The following is a 24,622-nucleotide window of genomic DNA, read 5'->3' on the forward strand; positions in this document are numbered from 1 at the left end:
TAGCGCTTATCCAATAAGCGCTAGCAGCTATTAATCAAGGAGCATCCAGCTCCAGACCTTGCCAGCGCGGCGCCAGGTTGTGCGGCACGTCGATGAGGTCGAGCACGCGCGCCACGCTGTAGTCCACCACTTCGCCCACGGTCTGCGGGCGCAGGTAGAAGGCGGGCAGCGGCGGGCAGATGATGCCGCCCATCTCGGTCACGGCCACCATGTTGCGCAGGTGGGTGAGGTGCAGGGGCGACTCGCGCACCATCAGCACCAGGCGGCGGCGCTCCTTGAGGGCCACGTCGGCCGCGCGCGTGAGCAGGTTGTCGGCCAGCCCATGCGCAATGGCGGCCAGCGTGCGCATGGAGCAGGGCGCGACCACCATGGCGTGGCACAGGAACGAGCCGCTGGCAATGGCCGCGCCGACGTTGCCCACGTCGTGCACGCGGTGCGCCAGGGCCTCGACGGTGGGGCGGTCCATGTCCAGCTCATGCTGCAGGTTGCGCCAGCCGGCGTCAGAGACGACCAGGTGGGTCTTGATGCCGCTCTGGCCCTGCAACACCTGGAGCAGGCGCGCGCCATACACGGCGCCGCTGGCGCCCGAGATGGCCACGATGATGCGGCGGGGGTGGGCAGCATCAGCCATGCGAGGGCTCCACGGCGACGGGCCGGGCCAGGGGCTGCGCGCGCTGGTCGACCTCCACCTGCTCCAGCACCAGCGCGGCCTGCACGGGGTCGAAGTCTTCGTGCACGCGCTTTTTCACACCGTATTGCTGCAGCTGGTAATGCCGGTCGGCCGCAATGCCGTGGCGCGCGAGAGTGCTTTTGACGCAAACCAGCGGACAGCCGTCGAGCGCGATGATGGGCCGGCCCGAGCGCACGGTCTTCATCAGGTGCGGCACATCGCCGCCCACACCGGCGATGCACGACATCTCGGCCACGCCGCGCCGGTCGAGCTGCAGCGCGACGTGGTTGGCCAGCTGCGCGGCGCTGGAGCAGCCCGAGCAGGAATAAACCAAGGGGTGGTTCTGGGGATCGGTGTCGGTGTCCATGCTCATCCTCAGTGGCGTGGTGTGGGGTCCAGGCGGCGCCGCAGGTGGCCCAGCACCTCGCGCGGGGCCAACCTCTGCACCCACTGGCGCGGGTCCAGCACGGGCAGCTCGATCGCATCGAGCGCGTTCTTCACCACCAGGCCCAGCTCGGTGTCGCCCTCCATCGACAGGCGACGGCTGAAGAACAGCGTGTCGGGGTCTTGCTGGCGCTGGGCGAGCAGCAAAAAGTCATGGGTCGTGGCGCTCAGCGTGACGTCGGCCACCGCAGGGGCCACCAGCGGGGCGTGGGGGGCAAAGCGCTGCCCCGTCCAGGCAAAGTCGAACGCCACACGCGCATCGCGCACCTGCACGCGCATCTTCTTGTGCAGCAGCACCTGGCCCACGTCCGCAGGCAGGTGCCGCGCGAGCGCGAGGTTGAGCGCCGTCACCAGCAGCAGCGATCCGGGGTAGGCGGGCAGGCGCGCCAGCACGGCACCCACGGGGGCAGGAACGACCAGGGGAAAGGAGAGAGGAGAAGCCGCCATGGAACAGTAAGGGGAAAAGGCCCTCAGGCCACGTAGAAAAACACGGTGAAAAAGTGGCAGACGCTGCCGCCCAGCACAAACAGGTGCCACAGCCCGTGGCCGTGGCGCACGCGGTCGTCCAGCGCATAGAAGACGATGCCCAGCGTGTAGCAGGCCCCGCCCGCCAGCAGCCAGGCAAACCCGGCCGGCGTGAGCGCTTGCCACAGCGGCACCACGGCCACCAGCGCCAGCCAGCCCATGAGCACATATATGACCAGCGACAGCACGCGTGCGCCACGCGCCCACCAGATCTCTTGCGCAATGCCCAGCAGGGCCAGCCCCCCCACCACGCCCAGCAGCGACCAACCCCAGGCGCCGCGCAGCGACACCAGCGCAAACGGCGTGTAGCTGCCCGCAATCAGCAGGTAGATGCTGCAGTGGTCCAGCTTTTGCAGCACGGCCTTGATGGTGCGCCGGCGCACGCTGTGGTACGCGGTAGAGGCCGCATACAGCGCCACCAGCATGGCGCCGTAGATGCTGAACGCCACCACCTTCCACGGGTCACCCAGGCGCGCCGCCAAGGTGATGAGCACGGCCGTGCCCGCCGTGGCGAGCAGGGCACCCACCAGGTGGCTGATGCTGTTGAAACGTTCTCCGGGGTACATGCGGTGATTCGCTTTTTTCGTTATGGATGCATCGCAGGCCGCGCGGCAGCACCACGCGCTGCCCCTTGCAGCCCCTGCTCCAGCCCCGGGCGCCCGAACCAGTAGCCATTGCAGGGCAGATCGGGCATGAATGGCTGCATGCGCTCCACAAAGTCGGGGGTCTTTTCAGCAGTCTCTTGCGCAAGCACTGCGCGACGGGCTTCGTCAAACGCGGCGATCACCTGCGCCATGTGCTGCGCCTGCGGGCTCAGCCGCACCACGTCCACGCCCTGGGCCTGCATCGCCGCCAGTTCGTTGGCCAGGTTGTAGACGCGCGCCGATTGCGTTTGTGTTCCGTTGAGCACCAGAAAACCCTCGCCCTCGCGCGTGCGCAGCGGCAGGCCGTCGGCGTGTTGCAGGCAGCTGAACTGGCAGTCGTCCTTGGGCAGGTTGCGGTGCCGGGCGGTAAAGCAGCGTGCCGAATAGGCCAGGGGCATGCGGCCGTAGGCAAACACCTCGGTCTCGATGCCTGCGGGCCGCTGCGCCAGCACAGCAGCGAGCGCGTCCTGCGACATCTCCAGCGGCATCACCCAGCGCGTGGCGCCCCGTTTCGCCATCCATTGCAACGAGGGCGCGTTGTACAGGTTCAGGTGCGGCCCGGCCACGAACGCCTGCGGCCCGGCGGGTACACGCGCAAGGCAGCTCACGGCCCCCATGTCATTGGCCTCAACCAGAAACTCGCCGTTGCTCGTGATCTTGTGCATCACACCCACGTCGGCGCTGGACTCGATGAGCACCTGGCTGGACAGCACCACCTCCTTGCCCGCGTCCCGCAGCATGCGCGCCAGCGCCAGCCAGTCGGCCAGGCGCAGCTCGTGGCGGCGCGAGCACACCGTCTCGCCCAGGTACACCACGTCCACGGGCGTGGCGGCCATGGCCTCGTAGAAGGCGAACACGGTGTCGCGGGGCCAGTAGTACAGCAGCGGGCCGAGAGCAAGTTTCATGGTGCGGTCTCAGGGGGTTTTGTCGTCGTGCAGAAGCACTACTTCCAGGGGCGGTGGTAGGCACCCAGCGTGTGCTGCTGGCCTTCTGCCACCTGGTCCAGGCTGGCCATCCAGCGTGTCTTGGGCGCGTAGCGGTGGGGATAGGCCAGGCACTGGTCCAGGGCCTCGCGCCAGACCTGGGTGACCTGCGCCACATACGCCGGGCTGCGCTGGCGGCCTTCGATCTTGATGGCGCGCACGCCCATCTTGAGCAGCTGGGGCAGCAGCTCCAGCGTGTTGAGGCTGGTGGGCTCTTCGATGGCGTAGTAGTTCTCGTCGTCCCCCACGTCAAAGCGGCCCTTGCACAGCGTGGGGTAGCCCGCGTTCTCGCCGGGCGCATAGCGGTCGATGAGCACGCCGTTCAGGCGCGACTCGCGGCCCTGCGGCGTCTCCACCCAGCGCACGGCCTTCGGGGGTGAACACACGCCGTGCGTGTTGGGCGATTCCCCGGTCACATACGACGACAGCGCGCAGCGCCCCTCGACCATCACGCACAGACTGCCAAAGCCAAACACCTCGATCTCGACCTGGGTGCGGTCGATGACCTGGCGCACCTGCTCCATCGACAGCACGCGTGGCAGCACGGCACGCACGATGCCGAACTGCTCGCGGTAGAAGTTGATGGCCTCGTAGTTGGTGGCCGAGCCCTGCACCGACAGGTGCAACCGCAGCCGGGGGTGGTGCTGCACCGCGTATTGCATGAGGCCGGGGTCGGCCAGGATGACCGCGTCCACGCCCAGGTCCACCGCCTTGTCCAGCGCGCTGCGCCAGGGCCCGGGGTTGGCGGCCTGCGGATAGGTGTTGAGTGCCATGAAGACCTTGCAGCCGCGCGCATGGGCATGGTCAATGCCTTGGGCAATGGCCGCCTCGTCAAAGTTGAGGCCCGCAAAGTTGCGCGCATTGGTGGCGTCGCGCAACCCCACGTAGACGCAGTTGGCGCCATGGTCCACGGCGGCCTTGAGGGCAGGCAGGCTGCCTGCGGGGCAAACCAGTTCCATGGCAGGGCCTGCTGCCTCGGGCAAGGCAGCGGCCGTCGATTTCAAGGAGTCCATCACAAGCATTCAAACGCTGGCCCCGGTGGGGAGCCACAGCACAGGGCGCCACCATACGGGGCGCACCCTGCGCATCCGCTGATCTTCATCAACGGCAGTGCACAATGCTGGAGCAAAGCAGTCGGGCTTTGATGTGCCGTGGCCTTCCTGGCGCACCACACTGCCTACCGGCCTTGACTTGCATCCAGCCCCCACCCAACGCACCTCTCTCTGCCCGCCCCGAGCGCCCCCTGCCGTGAACAAGAACCTGTGGCTCCTGGCCCTGTGCCAAGGCCTTTTCCTCACCAACAACGTTGTCTTCATCGCCATCAACGGCTTGGTGGGCCTGCAGCTCGCGCCCTTTGGCTGGATGGCCACGCTGCCGGTGATGGGCTACGTGGTGGGCGGTGCACTGTCCACGCCGCTGGTGGCGCAGAGCCAGGCGCGCTGGGGGCGCAAGGTGTCGTTCCAGATCGGGCTGGCCGTGGCCGTGGTGTCGGCCGCGCTGTGTGCCTGGGCGGCTTTCAGCGCCAGCTTCTGGCTGCTGTGCACGGCCACGGTGGTGGCGGGCTACTACAGCGCCAATGGCGGGCTGTACCGCTTTGCGGCGGCCGAACTGGCCAAGCCGGACTACCGCGAAAAGGCCGTGTCGCTGGTGCTGGCCGGTGGCCTGCTGGGTGCGGTGGCGGGCCCCAACCTGGCCAGTGCCACGCGCACGCTGTTCCCGGTGCCGTTTGCGGGCGCCTACATCGCGTTGATCGGCGTGGCGCTGTTGTCCATGCTGTGTATGTCAGCCATCCGGTTCGAGGCGCAGCCCGTGGTGCTCAATGCGGCGGGGCAGCGCGAGCAGGGCCGCCCGCTCAAAGTGCTGATGCGCCAGCCTGCGTTCATCGTCGCCATCGTGGGCGCCGCACTAGGTTATGGCGTGATGAACCTGCTGATGGCCGCCACGCCGCTGGCCATGCAGGTGTGCGGCTTTGACTTTGATGCCTCGGCACTGGTGCTGGAGTGGCATGTGATCGGCATGTTCGCGCCCGGCTTTGTCACCGGCCACCTCATCAAGCGCTTTGGCGTGCTGCCCATCATGGGCACGGGGGTGTTGCTCAACCTGGCGTGCGTGGCCGTGGCGCTGATGGGCGTGGAGCTGCACCACTTCGGCATTGCGCTGTTCTTCCTGGGCGTGGGCTGGAACTTCCTGTTCACCGGCTCCACCACGCTGGCCATGACGGCCTACCGCCCGGAAGAGAAGGACCGTGCACAGGCGGCCATCAACTTCTGCGTGTACGCCACGCTGGCGCTGAGTGCGTTTTCGTCGGGCGTGTTGGTCACCACACAGGGCTGGACGCTGCTGAACGCCGGCTCGCTGGTGCCGATTGTGGTGACGGGGCTGGCGCTGGCCTGGCTGGGCCTGCAACGCCAGCGCGTTTCAAGCGGTGCCTGAAGCGCGGTCGGCCACAACACCTTCGGCGTGCGCCGTGGTACGCAGCCACTGTGCAAAGGCCGCCACCGCAGGGTCTTCCAGGCGCCCCGGCGCCACGAACAGGCTGTAGCCCCGCGCACCGCTGTCGTGGTGCGGGTGGGCCAGCACCAGCTCGCCCGATTGCAGTTCGCGCTCCACAAAATACCGGGGCACCAGGCCAATACCCAGATCGGCGTGCACCGCCTCCACCAGCATCGAGAACAGATCAAAGCGGTGGCCGCCCAGGGTGTGGGCCGGCACGCGCGTGATGCCCGCGCGGCCCAGCCAGTCGTCCCACGCCCCCAGGCGGGAGCTGAGCTGCAACAGCGGCACGGCCCGGAAGTCGCCGCGCTCTGTCGCGCGCCGGTGGCGCGACTGCGGTGCACACACGGCCACGCAAACCTCGGGCATCAGGGGCGCGGGGACCACGCCGGGCCAGGCCGCGTCGTCGTACTGCACGGCCACGTCGAACGGGATCTCCGCCATGTAGATCTGCGTGGGGTACACCTGCAGGTGCAGGCTGCAGCCTTTGTGCTGTGCAAGGAAGGCCGGCAGCCGGGGCAGCAGCCAGCGCTCGGCAAACACCGGCACGCAACCCACCAGCAGGCGCGCGCCATCGGGCCGCTGGGCCATGGCTTCGAGGGTGTGGTTCTGCAGCCGCAGCAGGTCGCCCACGATCTGCGCGTGGTAGCGGCGGCCCACGTCGGTGAGGGTGGAGCCGCGTGCGCCACGCTGCACCAGCTGCAGGCCCAGCTGGCCCTCCAGCAGGCGCAGCTGCTGGCTCACGGCGCTGTGGGTGAGGCAGAGTTCTTCGGCGGCCTTGCTCACGCCGTGGTGGCGCGCCACAGCATCAAAAACAAGCAGGGCGCGGGTGCTGGGGATGTGTTTGCGCATGTAAGAAAAACTGTCGGCTGGGCAGATTAAAGCAGAGCCCGGGGGCGGGGTTCGGTCCAACAATTGCATGGCAATGCATGCTGGCCCACGGCTCCATCCACGATGGCTGGACAGGCCGGTCACTCCTTCCGTTTGTGTTCGTGTTTCGCTGGATCACCATGACTCTCCCTCTCCATACCTTCCGTGCCACAGCCCTTGCGGGTGCCATGGCCCTCGCCTGCGCCGCCTTGCTGCCCGGTGCCGCCCATGCGCAGTTCGGCGCCGTGGCGCCCACGCCCACCACGCTGCGTCCCGCCGTGGACAAGGCCTACGGCCAGCTCATGGCCGCGCCCCAGATCCTGCAGCTGCTCGACGCCGTGAAGGCCGACCACGACCGCGCCACCGAAGACCTGCGCATGCTCACCGAGATCGAGGCGCCGCCGTTCAAGGAACAAAAGCGTGCCGAAGCCTTCCTGGCCCGGCTCCAGGCCCTGGGCCTGACCAACGCCGCCATTGACGCCGAAGGCAATGTGGTGGGGGTGCGCAAGGGCACGGGCAACGGGCCCAAGCTGGTCATCTCGGCCCACCTGGACACCGTGTTCCCCTCCGGCACCGACGTGAAGGTGAAGGAGCGCGACGGCAAGCTGTATGCGCCCGGCATTTCCGACAACACGCGCGGACTGGCCGTGCTGCTGTCGTGGCTCAAGGTGCTGAACGACCAGAAGATCGCCACCGTGGGCGACCTGGTGTTCGTGGGCAATGTGGGCGAGGAAGAGCTGGGCAACCTGCGCGGCATGAAGCATTTGTTCAAGGAGCACCTGGACATCGACGGCATGGTGGCGCTGGAGCCCGCGCCCGATGGCACGGTGCTGGTGCTGGGCACGGGCAGCCACCGCCACGAGGTGACCTTCAAGGGACCGGGCGGCCACAGCTACGCCGCGTTCGGCGAGGTGCCCAGCGCCATCCACGGCATGGGCCGCGCCATTGCAAAGATCGCGGAGATCCGCACGCCCAAGAGCCCCAAGACCACCTTCACCGTGGGCACGGTGGGCGGCGGCACGTCCGTCAACACCATCGCGCCCGATGCGCGCATGGCGGTGGACATCCGTTCCGACGAAATGGCCCCGCTGCTGGCCACCGAAAAGCAGGTGCTGGCCGCTGTGGACAGCGCCGTGACCGAAGAGAACGCGCGCTGGGGCGTGAACACCCTGACCGCATCGACCAAGCTCATCGGCGACCGGCCCGGCGGCCGCACCGCCGCAGACACCCTCATCGTCGAGGCCGCCGTGCGCGCCAACACCGCCTTTGGCCGCAAGACCGTGCTGGCCGGTGCCAGCACCGATGCCAACGTGCCCATGGCGCTGGGCATCCCCGCCATCGTGATCGGGGGCGGCGGCAAGACGGGCGGCTTCCACGCGCTGTCCGAATGGATCGACCTGACGGATGCCTGGAAGGGCGCCCAGACCTCGCTGGTCACGGTGCTGGGGCTGGTGGGGGTACAAGGTGTGAGTGCGCCGCTGCTCGACAAGCGCCCACCCCGCACCAAGTAGTGGCGTGGCACCCCAGCGGCGTCACCCCGTTCACGATTGTTGACACGAAGGCGCCGCCGAGGTGCGTACCATGGATGGTTCCGTCCGGGCTGGCGCACTGCCGCCCTTCATTCCTCTACAGGAGAACACCATGGGTTTGCTCGATTCCGTTCTGGGTGCCGTCATCAACAATGCGTCGCAAGGCGGTAACGGCGCCGCTACATCCGGTGGGGCCGGTGGTGGCCTGGGTGGCCTGCTGAGCCTGGCCGCACAAAACCCGCAGCTGGTGCAGGCCGTGATGTCCCTGATCAGCAACGATGGCCCGGTGGGCGGCCTGCCGGGGCTGATGGCGAAGTTTCAGCAGGCAGGGCTGGGCAATGTGATGGCGTCCTGGCTGAGCACGGGGCCCAACCACGCAATATCGGGCGAGCAGCTGTCCCAGGTGCTGGGCAGTGGCCCGCTGGCGCAGATTGCGTCGCAACTGGGCGTAGGCCCCAGCGCTGCGGCGGGGCAGCTGGCGCAGGTGTTGCCGGTCCTGGTAGACCACCTGAGCCCCCAGGGCCAGGCGCCCCATGGCGGTTTTGGCAATGCCAACGATCTGCTGGGGATTCTCGGCGGCCTACTTCAAAAATAATAGCAACCGGGTCATATTGCACTAGCGCAACCAGCCGTTTTCTCTGAAATCAGACCACCCGGCGCCTGCCTACGGCTTTGCAGGTACCGCGCAGCGCCGCACCAGCCATTGCCGCAGCAGGTCCAGCACCGGCGCGGCCAGTTCGGGGCTTTCGTTGAACAGCTCATGGAACAGGGGCTCAAAGCAGTGGGAATGCACCACGGCCTTGGGTGCAGCGACCGCAAAGGCACGGCTGCCCGCAGGGTTGACCAGCTTGTCGCTGCCCGCCCACATCAGCAGCGTGGGCACACTCCAGTGCGCGGCGCGGGCCACGGTGGCGGGGCCGCCGTCGGCAATGAAGCGGGCCAGGCGGGCGCTGATGCGGTCGTGGCATAGCGGGTCGGCCAGGTAGGCCGCCACCACGGCGCTGTCGTGCGAGAGGTATTGCGCGTCCAGCCCGTTGCCCACGCGCAGGTTGGGCGCAATGCGCGGCAGCGTGGCCAGCAGCAGCTTTTGCACCGCGCCCAGGCCCGCATCGAGTGCGGGGGAGGACAGCACCAGCGCATCCACCGGCCGCAGGTGCAGGGACACAAACCGCGAGGCCACCAAGCCGCCCATGCTGTGGCCCAGTAGCACCAGGGGTTGCCCTGCCGGCATGCGGGCGCGGGTGGCGTCCACCAGGTCCGCCAGATCGTCCAGCAGCCGCATGTCCGACGTGAGTCCGCCGCGCGGCCCGGCCGATTCGCCATGGCCGTACTGGTCGTAGCCCCGCACCGCAAACCCCCAGTCGTTGAGGCGGCGGGCCAGCGCGTCGTAGCGGCCCACATGTTCGCCCAAGCCGTGCACCAGCAACACCATCCCCCGGCAGGGCTCGCCCTGCGGCAGGGGCCAGTCCTGCACAGCCAAGTTTTCGCCATCGCTGGCGGTGAAGGTGGTCAGGGTCGAGGGAATCAGTTCATCAGGGTTCATGTCAGGCGGGACCATCAGGGCATGTGGGGCAGCATACCCGGCAGGGCGGAAAACCCAGCGCAAAAAATGGACAACACGCGCTGGGTGCGCCGTGAGCCGCTCCAAGGCTCCTCCGCTCCCCAGTCGCCAGGTCTGCGCTGCGCAGGGCCTCAGGCCGTAGCAGCCGCCTGCCGGGCCATGGCCGCCATCACATGCGCCACAGAGGCGGTGAGACGCTTGGCATAGGGCACGTGCAAAAACTCGTTGGGGCCGTGCGCGTTGCTCTTGGGGCCCAGCACGCCGCAGACCATCATCTGCGCGGTGGGGAAGCCTTCGCTCAGCATGTTCATGAGCGGAATGGTGCCGCCCTGGCCGATGTAGCCGCAGGGCGCGCCAAAGTGCGCCTGCGAGGCCTCGTTGAGCGCCTGCTCGAACCAGGGCGTGGTGGCCGGGGCGTTCCAGCCCGTGGCACCGCCGCCGCTCTGGAAGGTGACCTTGGCCTGGTAGGGTGCGTTGTCTTCCAGCAGCGCCTTCAGATCCTGCACGGCCTGGGCGGCGTCCACCAGCGGGGGCAGGCGCAGGCTGAGCTTGAAGGCGGTGTAGGGGCGCAGCACGTTGCCCGCGTCCTGCAGCGCCGGGAAGCCCTCGGCGCCGGTGACGCTGAGCGTGGGCTCCCAGGTGCGCTTGAGCAGGGCCTGCACCGGGTCAGTGGTGGTGGGTAGGGCGAACACGGTGGAGCCGCCGCAGTCGTAGTGCGCCCAGGGGAAGCGCTTGTACACCTCTTCGCCCAGGATGGCCGCCGTGGCGCGCGCCTGGGCCAACCGGTCGGCGGGCACTTCGCAATGGAAACTGGCGGGCAGCAGGCGGCCGGTGGCGCTGTCTTCCAGCCGGTCCAGCACCTGCCGCATGATGCGGAACGACGAGGGCACCAAGCCCGAGGCATCGCCGGAGTGGATGCCTTCGGTGAGGATCTCGACCTTCAGCGTGCCGCTGGCCATGCCGCGCAGGCTGGTGGTGAGCCACAGCTGGTCGTAGTTGCCCGCGCCAGAGTCCAGGCACACCACCAGCGCCACGTTGCCCATGCGGGGCTTCAAGGCATCGATGTAGGGCAGCAGGTCGCGCGAGCCGCTTTCTTCGCAGGTTTCGATGAGGCCCACGATGCGCGGGTGCGGCACGTTCTGGCGCTTGAGTTCCTGCACCGCAGCGATGCTGGCGTACACCGCGTAGCCGTCATCGGCGCCGCCCCGGCCGTAGAGCTTGCCGTCTTCGTACTTGGGCGTCCAGGGGCCCAGGTCGCTGCGCCAGCCAGAGAACTCGGGTTGCTTGTCCAGGTGGCCGTACATGAGCACGGTGTCGGTGGCATTGGGCTGGGTGGCGGCGATCTCGAAGAACAGCACGGGGGTGCGGCCTTCCAGGCGCACGATTTCCAGCGTCAGGCCCTCGACCTTTTGCGACTCCACCCAGGCGGCAGCGTTGCGCACCACGGTGTCGAGCAGGCCCAGCTCGGCCCAGTCGGCCGCGAAGGTGGGGGACTTGGCAGGGATGGCGATGTAGTCGGTGAGCTGGCGAACAATGTCGCTGTCCCAGGCCTGGCTGACGCGCTGCAGGGCAAGCTCAGGCTGAAGGACTTGGGAGGGCACGCGGGCGTTCATGGGGGGCTCCTGAAGGCGGAAGGTGATCAATCCGCCATTCCAACACAACCCCCCGCCGGGCGCCATCGGTCAATACAGAGACTCGGGCAGGGTCTCGGGATTGGCCTGGGCCGCCAGCTGGGCGCTGGGGCGGCGCAGGCCCGTGGCCACCTCGACGCGGTTGCGGCCGTTGTTTTTGGCCTGGTACAGCGCGCGGTCGGCGGCAGCAATCAGCATGTCCCAGCTGTCGCCGGACTCCAGCCGCCCGCCAAACACGCCAATGCTCACCGTGACGGCAATGCCGGGGCCGGGCACGCCATCGGCTGGGCAGCGGGACTCCTCGACCGCCTTGCACAGTTCGCGCGCCAGCTGCTCGGCCCCCACGAGGCTGGTGTCGGGCAGCAGCACCATGAACTCCTCGCCCCCGTAGCGGCCCACCAGGTCCTGCGCACGCACGCGCTGGCGCAGCACGTTGACCACGCTGCACAGCACCCGGTCACCCGCCGGGTGGCCGTACTGGTCGTTCACGTCCTTGAAGTGGTCGATGTCCACCATCATCAGCGCCATGGGCTCGCGCATGCGCTGGGCACGGGCCACATCGCGGTCCAGCGCGGCGATCAGCGAGCGGCGGTTGGCCACGCCCGTGAGCGGGTCCAGCGCGGCCAGCACGCGGTTGTTTTCGTCGGCCCGGTCGCGCGACATGAACACAAAACCCACCGAGCTGACGAGCACCACCGAGAAGGTGGCCAGAAAAGTCAGCGTCTGCAGCGCACTGCTTTGCAGGATGTTGGTAGCCTCGGAATGGGTGCTGATGGCCACCAGCGCACGCCCCCCCAGCACCACGGCCTCCAGCGACAGACCCGCCACCAGCAGCCACTGCCCACGCCCCACGGTGGCATGCCGGTGCGACAGCGCCGCCAGCAGCGCCCACACGGCCTGCAGCCCGATGACCAGGCCCACAAAACTCACCCGCGCCGGAAAGTTGTCGATGAACACAGAGACAAAGACCAGCACCAGCAGCGGCGGCGCGAGCAACAGGGCCCAGCGCACGGGCCGCCCCTGGAACTGGTAGACCGCCGCAATCATCCCCACGAACACGCTGGACAACATCAGGTTGCCCACCACGATGGACAACAGGTCGGGGATCAGGCCGCGCAGCATGATCAGCAGGTGGCCGATGGCATTGACCAGCAGGGCCGCCGCCCAGCGGCCCAGGCCGTCGCGCCGCCGGCCCCACCCCACCACGGCCATGGAGGCCGCCATCATGAGAGAGCTGGCAATGATCATTGCCAGCATGGTGGGGACGTGGGCGGCCATGGATGCAGGTGGGCGGGGGAGTGACGGGAATCAGGCCAGCATAAACCAAGGACTACAGGTCGCAAACCACCGGATGACCACCCGCTCCGGTGGTGCGCCCTATTGCAGCTGGGCGGGCGCCCGGGCGCCGCTGCCGGGCGCGTGCTGTCCCTCGCCGTCTCCGGTTTGCGCCATGGGCGCGGCCAGGGCCGTGCGGGGGGCGTAGCCCAGGCCGCCCTGGGTGGCTGCGCCATCGCCGCGCGAGAGCTTGAACACCTGCACCGCGCCCGCCAGGCGGGTGGCCTGCTCGCGCAGGCTCTGGGCGGCGGCGGCCGACTGCTCCACGAGCGCAGCGTTCTGCTGGGTCATCTGGTCCAGTTGGTTGACGGCGGTGTTGACCTGGCCGATGCCGTCGGACTGTTCGGTCGATGCGGCCGTGATCTCGCCAATGATGTCGCCCACCCGTTTGACCGAGCCCACGATCTCGTCCATGGTGCTGCCCGCGTTCTGCACCAGGCGCGCGCCCGACTCCACCCGCTCCACCGAGGCGCCGATGAGCGCCTTGATCTCGCGCGCCGCCTCGGCGCTGCGCCCGGCGAGGTTGCGCACCTCGCTGGCCACCACGGCAAAACCCCGGCCCTGCTCACCCGCCCGTGCGGCTTCCACCGCAGCGTTGAGCGCGAGGATATTGGTCTGGAACGCGATCGAATCGATCACGCCGATGATGTCGGCAATCTTGCGCGAGCTCTGGTTGATGTCGCCCATGGTGGTGACCACCTCGCCCACCACCTGGCCGCCGCGCGCGGCCACTTCGGCGGCGGTGCTGGCCAGCTGGTTGGCCTGGCGCGCGGCGTCGGCCGACTGGCGCACGGTGGAGGTCAGGTGCTCCATGCTTTGTGCGGTCTGCGCCAGGCTGCTGGCCGTGGCCTCGGTGCGGGCCGACAGGTCCTGGTTGCCGCTGGCAATCTCGGCGCTGGCGGTGGTGATGCTGTCGACGGCATTGCGCACCTGCTGCAGCATTTGCGTATAGCGCTGGCGCATGCCCTCCACCTCCTGCACCAGCGCGCCGATCTCGTCGCGCCGCGTGGTGTGAAAGGCCTCGGTCAGGTCGCCCTGCGCGACCAGCGTGATGGCCTGGGTCAGGTCCTGCAGCGGGCGGCTCACGCCCCGGCGCAGCATGACGAACAGGCCGATGGCCAGCAGCACCACGGCCACGGCCATCAGGCCCCACACGGCCAGCGTGACGCGCCGCTGGCTGGCCATGGCCTCGCCGTCGGCCACTTCGGCCACCACCCACCAGCCGCCACCGGTCTTGCGCACCAGCGCCCAGGGGTTCTCGGCGCCTGTGCCCAGCACGTCTGCGGCCTCGCGCACAAAGCCGTCCTGCGATGCGGCCAGCGCTTCAAAAAACGGGCGCGCCTGCGGATAGGCCTCCAGCACGCGCTTGCCGCGCGCTGTGGGGTGGTACACAAACACGGCCTGGTCCAGCGAGGTGCCGGGGTTGATCACATAGGTGCCGCCGTGTTCGAAGAACTTGGTCTGCGCCACTTGTTTTTGCAGCATGGCGTGGAACACGCTGATGTCGTTGCCGATGAACAGCAGCGCAATGACCTTGCCCGAAGCGTCCTTGGCGGGCAGGTAGTGGCCCATGAAGGGCTTGCCGTTCACCACCGTGACGCCGGTGTAGGGCTCGCCCTTGGACACCGTGGCGTAGGCCGGGTCGGTGCGGCCGAGCGGCGTGCCCATCTGGCGCTCGCCCTTGTCGTTCTTGACCGAGGTGGTGATGCGCACAAAGTCATCGCCCTTCTTGGCGAACACCGTGGCAATGCCGCCGGTCTCGCTGGCGAATTTGTCGACCGAGCCATAGTCCTCGTTCACCAGCGCGCCGTAGCTGCGCAGCTCGCCCGAGGCCTCGTCGAGCTGCATGGTGGCCTCGAAGTAGCGCTGGAAGCCCTTCATGGTCAGCTGCACCAGCTCGCGGTTGGTGTTGTCGGCCGCGTCCAGCGACTGCGCCACGCTCTGCGCCGTATCCCCCACGCTCGCCACCACCTGCGCGCGGGTGCTGCGCTCGGTCAGCACGGCAATCGCCAGCCCCACCAGCACCAGCACCAGGGCCACCAGCGCAATGGCGGTCAACGTGACCTGGCGCGCGACGGATCGGTTGTTGGCAAGGGATGCGGGCATGCGGGGTGTCTCCTGAATTGGGATGCGCAAGGCGATGCGCCAAGGAATGCAAAAGCCGACTGGGCCGGTCTGCTTTCACTCTAAGCCCAGCACCTTGTTACATTTATTCACGCATTCCCTTACGCATTCGCGCGTACTGGAGTCGGCCCGCGAAACGATTTAGGCCGGGTGCTGGGGGCCGTTGCGCAGGGCCAAGTCCCGCCAGCCAAGCCCCTGCGATGTCCCTGCCGACGGGCTGTATTCGCAACCCACCCAGCCCGTGTAGCCCAGGGCATCGATAGCGTCGAACAGGAACGGGTAGTGCAGCTCGCCCCGGTCGGGCTCATTGCGCGCAGGCACACCCGCCGCCTGGATGTGGGCCACGCGACCCGTGGGCAGGTAGCGCTGCAGCTTGCCGTGCAGGTCCCCCTCCACCAGCTGGCAGTGGTACAGGTCCATCAGCACCTTCAGGTGCGGCACCTGGGCTGCGTCGAGCAACTCGTGCGCGTGGTCCTGCCGGTTCAAGAAATAGCGCGGCACATCACGCAGGTTGGTGGGTTCGATGAGGATGTCGCACCCCGCGCGGCCCGCCTGGTCTGCCGCCCAGCGCAGGTTGTCCACGCACAAGGCCTTGAGCGATTCGCGCTCCACGCCAGGCGGCACGGTGCCGCACAGCACATTGATGCGGGGGCAGCCCAGCCGTTCGGCATACCGCAGGGCCTCCAGCACGCCGGCGCGAAACTCCGCCTCCCGCCCCGGCTGCGCGGCCAGGCCGCGTGCGCCCTGGTCCCAGGCGTGGGCCATGTCGGCGGGCGCGAACCCGCCTGCGGGGGCATTGAACAGCACCAGCTGCAGGCCGTTGTCCTGCAGCCGGGCAGCGATCTCGCGGGGGTCGACAGCGTAGGGAAAGTGCAGCTCCACCGCCCGAAAGCCGTCGCGCGCTGCCGCCGCAAAACGGTCGAGCAAGGGCAGCTCGGGGTACATCAGGCTCAGGTGGGCGGCGAACTGGGGCATGGGGCAACGGGGCAGCAGTCGAAACCCTGCCAGCTTATCGCGCCGCAGCCTGCGGGCCGCCGCGCGGGGCCTGTTGGTGGCAGATTCAATACCCTACAGGCCGGTAGCGCTAGTCGATCATGCCCGAGCAGCTATCAAAACAGTAGTGAAAATGATGCGATGCGATGAGATGCGCGGCACAGGTGGGAGAGAGCCAGCTCGGGCTTCAGCGCCCCGCGCGGCGCCCCCACCTCTGTCTACTTGGCCCGGCTTCCCGCCGCCAACACGGCTGCACGGCCTACTGCCGAGTCGTCGGTGAAGAAGCCGTCGATGCCCGCACGCAGGTAGGCCGTGATCTCGGCCACGCTGTCGCCGCGCACGGTGCCATCGGTGGTGGGCGCCTTCTTCAGCCCGGCGGGCAGGAAGGCGTTTTCGGGCCGCAGTGTCCAGATGTGCACGGCCAGCCCGACGGCGTGGGCCTGCGCAACCAGGGGCGTGGGCTCGCCGGGCACGCCGTCCTTCACCGGCACCACCAGGGTCTTGAACGGGCCGATGGCGTTGGCGTAGGTGGCCACCTGCTTCAGGCCCTCGGGCGTGATCAGGTCGGCATAGCCGCGCGTGTTGGCCGCGCCCTGGGCCACAAAGTCATAGGGCCGGCCCGAGGGCGCCACCAGCTGCACCAGGCGCACGCTGCTGAGCTTACGAATCGCCTGCAGGTTGCTGACCTCGAACGACTGCACGAACACGGGCGCGTCCTTGTGGTTCCAGCCGTTCTTCTCCAGCGCGGCCAGCAAAGGCGCCTCCAGCGGCAGGCCGATAGACTGGAAGTAGGTGGGGTGTTTGGTCTCGGGGTAGATGCCGATGGTGCGACCTGTCTTGGCCGTGGCCGCCTTGGCCAGGTCGATCACCTCCTGCAGCGTAGGCACCTCGAACTGACCGTTGTAGGCCACGTTGGCCGGGCGCTGCGCGGGAATGCGTTCGCGGGCGCGCAGGGTTTTCAGCTCGGCCAGCGTGAAGTCCTCGGTGAACCAGCCGTTGATGGCCTGGCCGTCGATGGTCTTGGTGGTTTTGCGGCCCGCGAACTCGGGGCGGTCCACCACGTCGGTGGTGGCTTCCTTCACCGAGCCGTCGGCGTTCAGGATGGCGATCGCGTTCTCGTGCCGGGCCACCAGCACGCCGTCCTTGGTGATCACCAGGTCGGGCTCGATGATGTCGGCGCCATCGTCAATGGCCTTCTGGTACGCGGCCAGCGTGTGCTCGGGCCGCAGGGCCGAAGCGCCCCGGTGGGCAATCACGGTGGGTGTGGGCGGCCAGGCCTGGGCCACGGCGCCCAGCGCCCAGGTGGTGAGCAGCGCGGCAGCGGTCACGGCGCGCAGTGCAATGCGTTTCATGCGGGTCTCCTCCAAATGGAGCCTGCACCTTAGCCGATGCGGTTGACAGCGGTGTGTCGCCGGGGCGTACACCCCGGTAAGCACTATGCGTGCTCGAAATGGAAGACGGCCGTGCCCGCACGGGCGTTGGGCAGCCAGCGCACCTCCTGCCCGTCCTGCAGCCCAAAGGAGTCGAGGATGCGCAGGCTGTTCTTGGTGGCCAGCACCTCGAAGTCCTTGTACGTGCCCACGCGGATGTTGGGCGTGTCGTACCACTGGTAGGGCAGGCGCCGCGTCACGGGCATGCGCCCGCGCAGGATGGACAGGCGGTTGGGCCAGTGCGCAAAGTTGGGGAAGGCCACCACACCCGTGCGACCCACACGCGCTGTCTCGCGCAGCATGGTTTCGGCATTGCGCAAATGCTGCAGCGTGTCGATCTGCAGCACCACGTCAAAGCTGTTGTCGTCGAACATGGCCAGCCCCTCGTCGAGGTTGAGCTGGATCACATCCACGCCGCGCTGCACGCAGGCCAACACGTTGGCGTCGTCAATCTCCACGCCGTAGCCGCTGCAGCCGCGCTCGCGCTGCAGGTAGTCGAGCATGGCGCCGTTGCCACAGCCCAGGTCGAGCACGCGCGAGCCGGGGGGCACCAGGCGCGCCAGGGCTTGCATTGCCGCTTTGTCCGTCATGCTTGCAACTCCTTGGCAATGCTATCGAAGTAAGAGCGCATCACGCCCATGTAGCGGGCGTCGTCCAGCAAAAAGGCATCGTGCCCGTGGGGCGCATCGATCTCGGCGTAGCTCACGCTGCGGCGGTTGTCGAGCAGGGCCTTGACGATCTCGCGGCTGCGCTGGGGCGAAAAGCGCCAGTCGGTGGTGAAACTCACCAGCAGAAACCTGGCCTGCGCCCGGGCCAGGGCCCGCGTAAGGCTGCCGGCATGGGCGCGCGCGGGGTCGAAGTAGTCCAGCGCCCGGGTGATCAACAGGTAGGTATTGGCGTCGAAGTAGTCGCTGAACTTGTCGCCCTGGTAGCGCAGGTAGCTTTCGATCTGGAATTCGATGTCCTGCGTGCTGTATTTCAGATCGATGCCTTCACGCAGCTGACGCCCGAACTTCTCGTTCATCACGTCGTCACTGAGGTACGTGATGTGGCCGATCATGCGGGCAATGCGCAGGCCACGCTTGGGGATCACGCCGTGGCGGTAAAAGTGGCCGCCGTGGAAGTCCGGGTCGGTCACGATGGCGCGCCGGGCGACCTCGTTGAAGGCAATGTTCTCGGCCGTCAGGTTGGGCGCGCTGGCCACCACCACGGCGTGGCGCATGCGCTTGGGGTACTGCAGCGTCCAGCTGAGCGCCTGCATGCCGCCCAGGCTGCCGCCCAGCACGGCGGCCAGTTGCGTGATGCCCAGGCGATCGAGCAGGCGGGCCTGGGCGTTGACCCAGTCTTCCACCGTGACCACCGGAAAGTCCGCGCCGTAAACCTCGCCGGTGTCCGGGTGGTGGTGCATGGGCCCGGTGGAGCCAAAACACGAGCCCAGGTTGTTCACGCCGATGACAAAGAAGCGGTCGGTGTCCACGGGCTTGCCGGGGCCGATCATGTTGTCCCACCAGCCCTCGCTCTTGTCCTGCCCCGCGTACACGCCCGCTACATGGTGCGAGGCGTTGAGGGCATGGCACACAAGCACGGCGTTGGAGCGGTCGGCATTGAGCGTGCCGTAGGTTTCGTAGGCCAGGTGGTAGTCGCGGATCGACGCGCCGCTTTGCAGCGGGAGCACCTCCGGGAAATGCATGGACTGGGGTGTGGCGATGAACGACATAGTTGGAACGGGTAAGCCCTCACGTTCCACCGCTTGCAACCGCCGCAGCCCCCTGGGGAGCCGCTGTCGCCGAGGGCAAAACCTCGGCAAAAAAATACCCGGCGTCGCTAAAAACGAGGCCGGGCAGGTGTGTCGGACGGGTCTTTAGCAGAATTTATAAAGCGCCCGCAAGCTGTGGCAAATCGGCGCGTCTGGCAAATATACCAAAGCAGCGCCGCGTCGCCCAGCCCGTTGATCGGTTCAGATCAGGCTGCCGACGAAAAAATGGCCAGCAGGCCGAGCACCAGAAAGATCGCGGCAGACACCAGGTGCACCGCGCGAATGGGCACTTTGCGCGTGATGCGCTCGCCCAGCCAGACCACCGGCGCATTGGCCAGCATCATGCCCAGCGTGGTGCCCGCCACCACCCACAGATAGGCGCTGTATTTGGCGGCCAGCATGACCGTCGCAATCTGGGTCTTGTCGCCCATCTCGGCCAGGAAGAACGCGACCACTGTGGTGCCGAACACGCCCCAGCGCGGGGAGCCGTCGGCTTCGCCTTCGTCCAGCTTGTCGGGGATCAACATCCAGATCGCCATGGCGATGAACGAGGCGCCCAGAATCCAGCGCAGTACCTGCGGGCCGAGGAAGGTGGTCACCCAGGCGCCGACAGCGCCAGCCAGGCCGTGGTTGACCAGTGTGGCGACCAGAATGCCCAGCACGATGGGCCAGGGTTTGCGAAAACGGGCTGCCAGTACGAGCGCGAGCAACTGGGTCTTGTCGCCCATCTCGGCAAGCGCGACGATGGCGGTGGAAATGAAGAAGGCTTCCATGGGGGAGGGGGTCCTATCCGGCCGGATGGGTGGAAAACGCATTGACTGCACCCCGACTCCGGCCATGTGGATCGGTTTGCAGTCAATGGTCTCGCCCAGCTCAAAAGCCGCATACGCCATAGGTTTCCAAGAACCCAAGTGTGTTGACGCATGCCCCCGGCGCATTGCGCGGCCGGGCGGGCTACTCCCCAAAGACTGGCGGATTTTACCCTATGGTTTGCCCTGAAATTCACCGAAAAACCACGCTTGCCCGGTGTTTTGGGCCCATTTACCCAGAAATAAACCCCCACGGGCACCATAAAGTGATTAATAATGGTTTCGCTTTTCTGTTCGCAGAATGGCAGTTAGCTTAGCGGTGAATGGTCAGTTTCGCGTCTTTGAAGTCGTCACAGGTTTGTTGATTGCGTCGGGCTCCATCGCGTTTTTGTGTTTTTTCAGGAGTCCTTCATGGGCAACAAACTTTACGTGGGCAACCTGCCCTACTCTTTCCGCGACGAAGATCTGCAGCAGACCTTCAGCCAGTACGGCTCGGTTGGCAGCGCCAAGGTCATGATGGAACGTGACACCGGCCGCTCCAAGGGTTTCGGCTTCGTCGAAATGGGTAGCGATGCTGAAGCCCAAGCCGCCATCCAAGGCGTGCATGGCCAAAACTACGGCGGCCGTGACCTGGTGGTCAACGAAGCCCGTCCGATGGAACCCCGTGCTCCCCGTAGCGGTGGCTTCGGTGGTGGCAATGGCGGCGGCGGTTACGGCGGTGGCCGTAGCGGCGGCGGCTACGGTGGCGGCGGCGGTGGTGGTTACGGCGGTGGCCGTAACAGCTACTAATAAGTCCTCATCAGCATTCCCCCAGGGTCTGCTGACGGCATGAAAAGGAGCCTTCGGGCTCCTTTTTGCGTTCTGGCGCAGCATGGGCGCCACAGCACGCAAAGCCCCTTGCTTTTTCCGTAAAAGTGTGGCGCATAATGGCTTTGCGGGCTTTGCCTGCGTTTCAAGTTTGCGGTGATCCGTCAGTTTCGCGCTGAGAGCGTCATTGAGATTAGCTGGCTGCGTTTTGGGGACTCCATCGCTTTATCCATGTGTTTTTGAGGAGTCCCTCGATGGGCAACAAACTGTACGTCGGCAACCTGCCTTACTCGGTGCGCGACGGTGATCTGGAACAGGCCTTTGGCCAGTTCGGTGCCGTGACCAGCGCCAAGGTCATGATGGAGCGCGACACGGGTCGCTCCAAAGGCTTCGGCTTTGTGGAGATGGGCAGCGACGCAGAAGCCCAGGCTGCCATCAACGGCATGAACGGCCAGCCCCTCGGCGGTCGCAGCATTGTGGTCAACGAAGCCCGTCCTATGGAGCCACGCCCACCCCGTAGTGGTGGTTTTGGCGGCGGTGGCGGCGGCTACGGCGGTGGTGGCCGCAGTGGTGGTGGCCGCAGTGGTGGTGGTGGCTACGGCGGCGGCCGTGAAGGCGGCGGCGGTGGCTATGGTGGTGGCCGCGAGGGCGGTGGCGGTGGTTACGGCGGTGGCCGTGACGGTGGCGGCGGCTACGGCGGCGGTGGCCGCAGCGAAGGTGGCTTCCGCAGCCCCTACGGTTCGGGCTCGCGCAACGGCGGAGGCGGCGGTCGCAATGGCGGTGGTGGCGGCTACGGTGGCAGCGGCAACGGCGGCTACTGAATCACACCCGTTCTTTCTGTCAAAAGGGCCCTCAGGGGCCCTTTTTCATGGTGACTGCACGTCGAGGTAGCCATCCATCTCCCCTGCTGGCGCCTTGAGGCTCCTCGTGCAAGCCCTGCCACTCACTGCATTTCGCTTTGGCGGCGCTTGCGCGGGCGGCCCGCCAGCACCTTGTCAAACAAGGGGTTGGGCAGCATGCGCAGCAGCTTGGCAACCACGCCCATCTGCCAGGGGATGACCCGGTAGCTCACGCCCGCCTGAATGGTGCGAAAGGCCCGGTCGGCAAAATCGGCAGGCTGCATCAAAAACGGCATGCTGTAGCGGTTCTGCTGAGTGAGGGGGGTGTCGATGTAGCCCGGCGACACCGTCACCACGCGCACGCCATGGGGGCGCAATTCACCGCGCAGGCTCTCGCAATAGCTGATGACCGCCGCCTTGCTGGCGCAATACGCGCCATGGCCCGGCAGACCGCGGATACCGGCCACGCTGCCAAGGCCCACCAGGGTGCCGCTGCCGCGCTGCACCATGGCATCCACAAACGGCTGGAAGGTGGCCGCCATGCCGATGTTGTTGGTGGCAAAGGTGCGGGCCATGACATCGATGTCGCTCAGCACGGCCGTGTCCATGCCCACGCTGATGCCGGCGTTGGCAATCACCACATCTGGCACCCCCTGGCGTGCGATGCAGTCACGCCCCGCAGCCACGATGCTGTCGCTCACCGATACGTCGGCACTATAAATTTCATAGCTAACAGGGCTTATTCCTTGTGCGCTTGCCCATGTTTTGACCTCGGAAGTGCGCCGAGCCACCAGCGCCAGGCGGAATCCCGCTTGGTGGTAGCGGTGGGCCAGGGCCTGGCCAATGCCGCTGGAGGCGCCGGTGATGAAGACAAGGGGTTGGGTCATGTGCGTTCCGGCTGTGGCGGCAAGGCGGGGTGGCGTGGGGCTATCGCGTGGTGCCCGGCAGGATCATGCCGCGCACGCGCCCGCGCAGTTGCAGCACCTGGTCGAGGTTGTCGTAGTCCATGCTGTCGGCAGTGAAGCGGTCGTTGCCGCGGGTGAGCGTGACCGGCTGGTCCGAGCGCACCCGTTCGGTGTTGGTGAAGGCGTGCAGAAACTCACCCCGGAACTCCATCCGGGGCTGCGCCGCCGCCCCCGGCTTGGCGGGCAGCGGTTCACGCGTGACGATGGCATTGCCGAACAACTGCACTTCGGAGCCATCGGCATTGCTCAGGGCCCGGTTGGCGGTGGCCACGGTGACCCGGCCATCGAGGCTGACCGAGCGCATGCGGACCTGGTCGATTTCCAGCGTGTCGGTGTCGGGGTAGTGGCGTGCCTCGTCACCTTGCACCTCACTTTGCAGGCGGCCTGTGGCGTCGAAGGTCTTCACCGAAAAGGACTTCATGAAGTAGTCGGGCTGGTGCTTTACGGGCCGGTCGATGGCGGGCAACTGCGGCATGGGCGCGTTGCGCACCAGCCACCAGGTGCCCAGCGCCAGCAGGCCCATCAGCACCACGGGCAGGTAGATCGAGAGCTGGTCCCAGCCCTGGCGGATCACGCGGATCATGCGGTGTAGTCCGCCAGCAGCGCCGCATAACGGCCCGTGGCCACCAGCAGCAGATCGCACAGCTCGCGCGCCGCACCATCGCCCCCACGCGCCTGGGTGACGAAGTGGGCTGCGTGGCGCACCTCGGTCTGGGCGTTGGCGGGCGCGCAGGCAAAGGCGCTGCGGCGCATCACGGGCAGGTCGGGCCAGTCGTCACCCATGGCTGCGGCCTGCGCCCAGGTCAGGCCCAGGGTGGCCAGCATCTGCTCGGCGGCGGGGCGCTTGTCTTCGGTGCCGAACACGGCGTGTTCCACGCCCAGGGCCTTCAGGCGCACGCGCAATGGGGCGGAGTCGCGGCCGGTGATCACGGCGGGAGTAATGCCCGCCTTTTGCAGCAGCTTGAGGCCGTGGCCGTCCAGGGTGTTGAAGCGTTTGATGGTCTCGCCCGTTTCGCTGAAGTACAGGCCGCCGTCGGTGAGCACACCGTCCACGTCGAAAAAGGCCACGCGCACGCCCTGGGCGCGCAGCAGCAGTTCAGGGTCAATCTGCAGGGCAGGAGAGGGAGAGGTCTGAGGATCCAGCGCCATCGTCAGATCACCTTCGCCCGCATCAGGTCGCCGATGTGGACCACGCCCACCAGCACGCCCGCTGCGTCCACCACCAGCACGCTGGTGATGGCGTGGGCCTCCATCATTTCGGCGGCGTCCACGGCCAGGGCGTCGGGGGCAATGCGGCGGGGGTTGGGGTGCATGACCTGGGCGGCGGTGGTGGACCGCAGGTCTGCCCCGGCCTCGATGCGGCGGCGCAGGTCGCCGTCGGTGAAGATGCCCAGCACCTGCCCTGCTGCATCGACGATGGCCGAAGCGCCCAGGCCCTTGGCGCTCATCTCGCGCATGAGGTCGCTGAACGAGGCGTCAGGCGCCACACGCGGCACTTCGGTGCCCGAGCGCATCACGTCGCTCACATGGGTGAGCAGCTTGCGGCCCAGCGCACCGCCAGGGTGCGAGCGGGCAAAGTCTTCGGGGCGGAAGCCCCGGGCGTCCAGCAGGGCCACGGCCAGCGCGTCGCCCATGGCGATCTGGGCCGTGGTACTTGTTGTCGGTGCAAGGTTGTGCGGGCAGGCTTCGCGCTCCACACCGCAGTCGAGCACGATGTCCGCATGGCGCGCCAACGTGGACTGCAGCCCACCGGTCATCGCGATCAAAGGCACGCCCAGCCGCTTGATCACGGGCAGGATGGCGGTCACTTCACCCACTTCTCCGCTGTTGGACAGCGCCAGCACCACGTCGCCAGCCGTGACCATGCCCAGGTCGCCATGGCTGGCTTCGGCGGGGTGTACGAAAAACGCGGGGGTACCAGTCGAAGCGAGCGTGGCGGCAATCTTGCGGCCCACATGGCCACTTTTTCCCATGCCCATCACCACCACACGGCCCCGGGTCTGCAGCACCATCTGCACCGCCTGGGCAAACAGCTTGTCCACGCGGTTTGACAGAGCGGTTAAGGCCGCCGCCTCGATGTCGAAGGTCTCGCGGGCCAGGCGCAGGGCCTGATCAGCGTCAAAAGGGGGCAGCGCGGCGGGGGCGGGAGTCATGCAGGGATTCTATCGACCGGGCATGCCGAGCGGGGCCCTGTCAGCGGGATGCCCTCTGGCA

General features: G+C 67.3%; 25 protein-coding genes and 1 riboswitch. Of the genes, 5 read left to right on the plus strand and 20 right to left on the minus strand.

From position 1 onward, the window contains the following. Positions 1–34: 34 nt before the first annotated feature. Genes C380_RS23695 through C380_RS23720 form a run of 6 tightly spaced genes read right to left on the minus strand, consistent with a single transcriptional unit; the run spans position 35 to position 4,279 of the window. The gene (locus tag C380_RS23695) at positions 35–631 is read right to left on the minus strand and encodes a UbiX family flavin prenyltransferase (RefSeq protein ID WP_015016380.1); all 597 of its coding nucleotides are present in this window, start codon (positions 629–631) and stop codon (positions 35–37) included. Continuing rightward, a complete protein-coding gene (locus C380_RS23700) occupies positions 624–1,037 on the minus strand; it encodes a putative zinc-binding protein (RefSeq protein WP_015016381.1) in 414 nt (137 codons plus the stop codon). Before C380_RS23700 ends, C380_RS23695 begins: the two co-directional genes overlap by 8 nt. A gap of 8 nt (positions 1,038–1,045) precedes the next feature. Beyond that, positions 1,046–1,561, minus strand: coding sequence for an SCP2 domain-containing protein (locus tag C380_RS23705; protein ID WP_015016382.1), 516 nt, complete (start codon positions 1,559–1,561; stop codon positions 1,046–1,048). A 23-nt stretch (positions 1,562–1,584) separates the two neighbouring features. Next, a complete protein-coding gene (locus C380_RS23710; protein WP_015016383.1) occupies positions 1,585–2,205 on the minus strand; it encodes a hemolysin III family protein in 621 nt (206 codons plus the stop codon). Between the two features lie 20 nt (positions 2,206–2,225). Continuing rightward, positions 2,226–3,188 carry a U32 family peptidase gene (locus tag C380_RS23715; protein WP_015016384.1) on the minus strand — a complete coding sequence of 321 codons (963 nt, stop codon included), beginning with the start codon at positions 3,186–3,188 and terminating at the stop codon, positions 2,226–2,228. Positions 3,189–3,226: 38 nt separating this feature from the next. Next, positions 3,227–4,279, minus strand: a complete 1,053-nt coding sequence (locus tag C380_RS23720; protein ID WP_043565823.1) for a peptidase U32 family protein — start codon at positions 4,277–4,279, stop codon at positions 3,227–3,229. 235 nt (positions 4,280–4,514) lie between these two features. Here C380_RS23720 and C380_RS23725 point away from each other — a divergent pair, with 235 nt between their 5' ends. Further along, a complete protein-coding gene (locus C380_RS23725; RefSeq protein WP_015016386.1) occupies positions 4,515–5,699 on the plus strand; it encodes an MFS transporter in 1,185 nt (394 codons plus the stop codon). Here the strand turns inward: C380_RS23725 and C380_RS23730 are convergent. Continuing rightward, positions 5,685–6,611: a LysR family transcriptional regulator gene (locus C380_RS23730; protein ID WP_015016387.1), complete on the minus strand. Its 927-nt coding sequence runs from the start codon at positions 6,609–6,611 to the stop codon at positions 5,685–5,687. The two genes, C380_RS23725 and C380_RS23730, sit on opposite strands and share 15 nt — an antisense overlap. A 158-nt stretch (positions 6,612–6,769) precedes the next feature. Here C380_RS23730 and C380_RS23735 point away from each other — a divergent pair, with 158 nt between their 5' ends. After that, entirely contained in the window at positions 6,770–8,140 is a 1,371-nt protein-coding gene (locus tag C380_RS23735) for a M20/M25/M40 family metallo-hydrolase (protein WP_043567062.1), read from the plus strand. A gap of 130 nt (positions 8,141–8,270) precedes the next feature. Further along, on the plus strand, positions 8,271–8,753 hold the full coding sequence (locus C380_RS23740; protein WP_015016389.1) for a YidB family protein: 483 nt from the start codon (positions 8,271–8,273) through the stop codon (positions 8,751–8,753). A gap of 69 nt (positions 8,754–8,822) precedes the next feature. Here C380_RS23740 and C380_RS23745 read toward each other — a convergent pair whose 3' ends face one another. The 9 genes from C380_RS23745 to C380_RS23785 form a co-directional block, all read right to left on the minus strand. Continuing rightward, positions 8,823–9,701: an alpha/beta hydrolase gene (locus C380_RS23745; protein ID WP_015016390.1), complete on the minus strand. Its 879-nt coding sequence runs from the start codon at positions 9,699–9,701 to the stop codon at positions 8,823–8,825. Positions 9,702–9,850: 149 nt separating this feature from the next. Beyond that, the gene (locus C380_RS23750; RefSeq protein WP_015016391.1) at positions 9,851–11,332 is read right to left on the minus strand and encodes a M20 family metallopeptidase; all 1,482 of its coding nucleotides are present in this window, start codon (positions 11,330–11,332) and stop codon (positions 9,851–9,853) included. 69 nt (positions 11,333–11,401) lie between these two features. Next, positions 11,402–12,628, minus strand: a complete 1,227-nt coding sequence (locus tag C380_RS23755; RefSeq protein WP_015016392.1) for a GGDEF domain-containing protein — start codon at positions 12,626–12,628, stop codon at positions 11,402–11,404. Positions 12,629–12,727: 99 nt separating this feature from the next. Then, on the minus strand, positions 12,728–14,791 hold the full coding sequence (locus C380_RS23760) for a methyl-accepting chemotaxis protein (protein ID WP_015016393.1): 2,064 nt from the start codon (positions 14,789–14,791) through the stop codon (positions 12,728–12,730). A 159-nt stretch (positions 14,792–14,950) separates the two neighbouring features. After that, positions 14,951–15,784 carry a hydroxypyruvate isomerase family protein gene (locus tag C380_RS23765; RefSeq protein WP_015016394.1) on the minus strand — a complete coding sequence of 278 codons (834 nt, stop codon included), beginning with the start codon at positions 15,782–15,784 and terminating at the stop codon, positions 14,951–14,953. Positions 15,785–16,020: 236 nt separating this feature from the next. Continuing rightward, entirely contained in the window at positions 16,021–17,154 is a 1,134-nt protein-coding gene (locus tag C380_RS23770) for a glycerophosphodiester phosphodiesterase (RefSeq protein WP_015016395.1), read from the minus strand. Between the two features lie 83 nt (positions 17,155–17,237). Beyond that, a complete protein-coding gene (metW, locus tag C380_RS23775; protein ID WP_015016396.1) occupies positions 17,238–17,822 on the minus strand; it encodes a methionine biosynthesis protein MetW in 585 nt (194 codons plus the stop codon). Then, a complete protein-coding gene (locus C380_RS23780) occupies positions 17,819–18,949 on the minus strand; it encodes a homoserine O-acetyltransferase (protein WP_015016397.1) in 1,131 nt (376 codons plus the stop codon). Before C380_RS23780 ends, metW begins: the two co-directional genes overlap by 4 nt. 245 nt (positions 18,950–19,194) lie before the next feature. Then, complete coding sequence (locus C380_RS23785; RefSeq protein WP_015016398.1) at positions 19,195–19,761, minus strand: TMEM165/GDT1 family protein; 567 nt, start codon at positions 19,759–19,761, stop codon at positions 19,195–19,197. 16 nt (positions 19,762–19,777) lie between these two features. Further along, positions 19,778–19,963: riboswitch (yybP-ykoY riboswitch) on the minus strand. A gap of 245 nt (positions 19,964–20,208) precedes the next feature. Here C380_RS23785 and C380_RS23790 point away from each other — a divergent pair. After that, complete coding sequence (locus tag C380_RS23790; RefSeq protein ID WP_015016399.1) at positions 20,209–20,586, plus strand: RNA-binding protein; 378 nt, start codon at positions 20,209–20,211, stop codon at positions 20,584–20,586. A 272-nt stretch (positions 20,587–20,858) separates the two neighbouring features. After that, a complete protein-coding gene (locus tag C380_RS23795; protein ID WP_015016400.1) occupies positions 20,859–21,425 on the plus strand; it encodes an RNA-binding protein in 567 nt (188 codons plus the stop codon). Between the two features lie 122 nt (positions 21,426–21,547). Here C380_RS23795 and C380_RS23800 read toward each other — a convergent pair whose 3' ends face one another. Genes C380_RS23800 through C380_RS23815 form a run of 4 tightly spaced genes read right to left on the minus strand, consistent with a single transcriptional unit; the run spans position 21,548 to position 24,561 of the window. Further along, on the minus strand, positions 21,548–22,330 hold the full coding sequence (locus C380_RS23800) for an SDR family oxidoreductase (protein ID WP_015016401.1): 783 nt from the start codon (positions 22,328–22,330) through the stop codon (positions 21,548–21,550). A gap of 40 nt (positions 22,331–22,370) precedes the next feature. After that, positions 22,371–22,991 (minus strand): LPS export ABC transporter periplasmic protein LptC, encoded by a 621-nt coding sequence (gene lptC / locus C380_RS23805; RefSeq protein WP_015016402.1) that lies wholly within the window; start codon positions 22,989–22,991, stop codon positions 22,371–22,373. Continuing rightward, on the minus strand, positions 22,988–23,557 hold the full coding sequence (locus C380_RS23810; RefSeq protein ID WP_015016403.1) for an HAD family hydrolase: 570 nt from the start codon (positions 23,555–23,557) through the stop codon (positions 22,988–22,990). Before C380_RS23810 ends, lptC begins: the two co-directional genes overlap by 4 nt. A 2-nt stretch (positions 23,558–23,559) precedes the next feature. Beyond that, the gene (locus tag C380_RS23815; protein ID WP_015016404.1) at positions 23,560–24,561 is read right to left on the minus strand and encodes an SIS domain-containing protein; all 1,002 of its coding nucleotides are present in this window, start codon (positions 24,559–24,561) and stop codon (positions 23,560–23,562) included. Positions 24,562–24,622 lie beyond the last annotated feature (61 nt).

The sequence above is a fragment of the Acidovorax sp. KKS102 genome, assembly GCF_000302535.1.
In the GTDB taxonomy this organism is placed as follows: Bacteria; Pseudomonadota; Gammaproteobacteria; order Burkholderiales; family Burkholderiaceae_C; genus Acidovorax.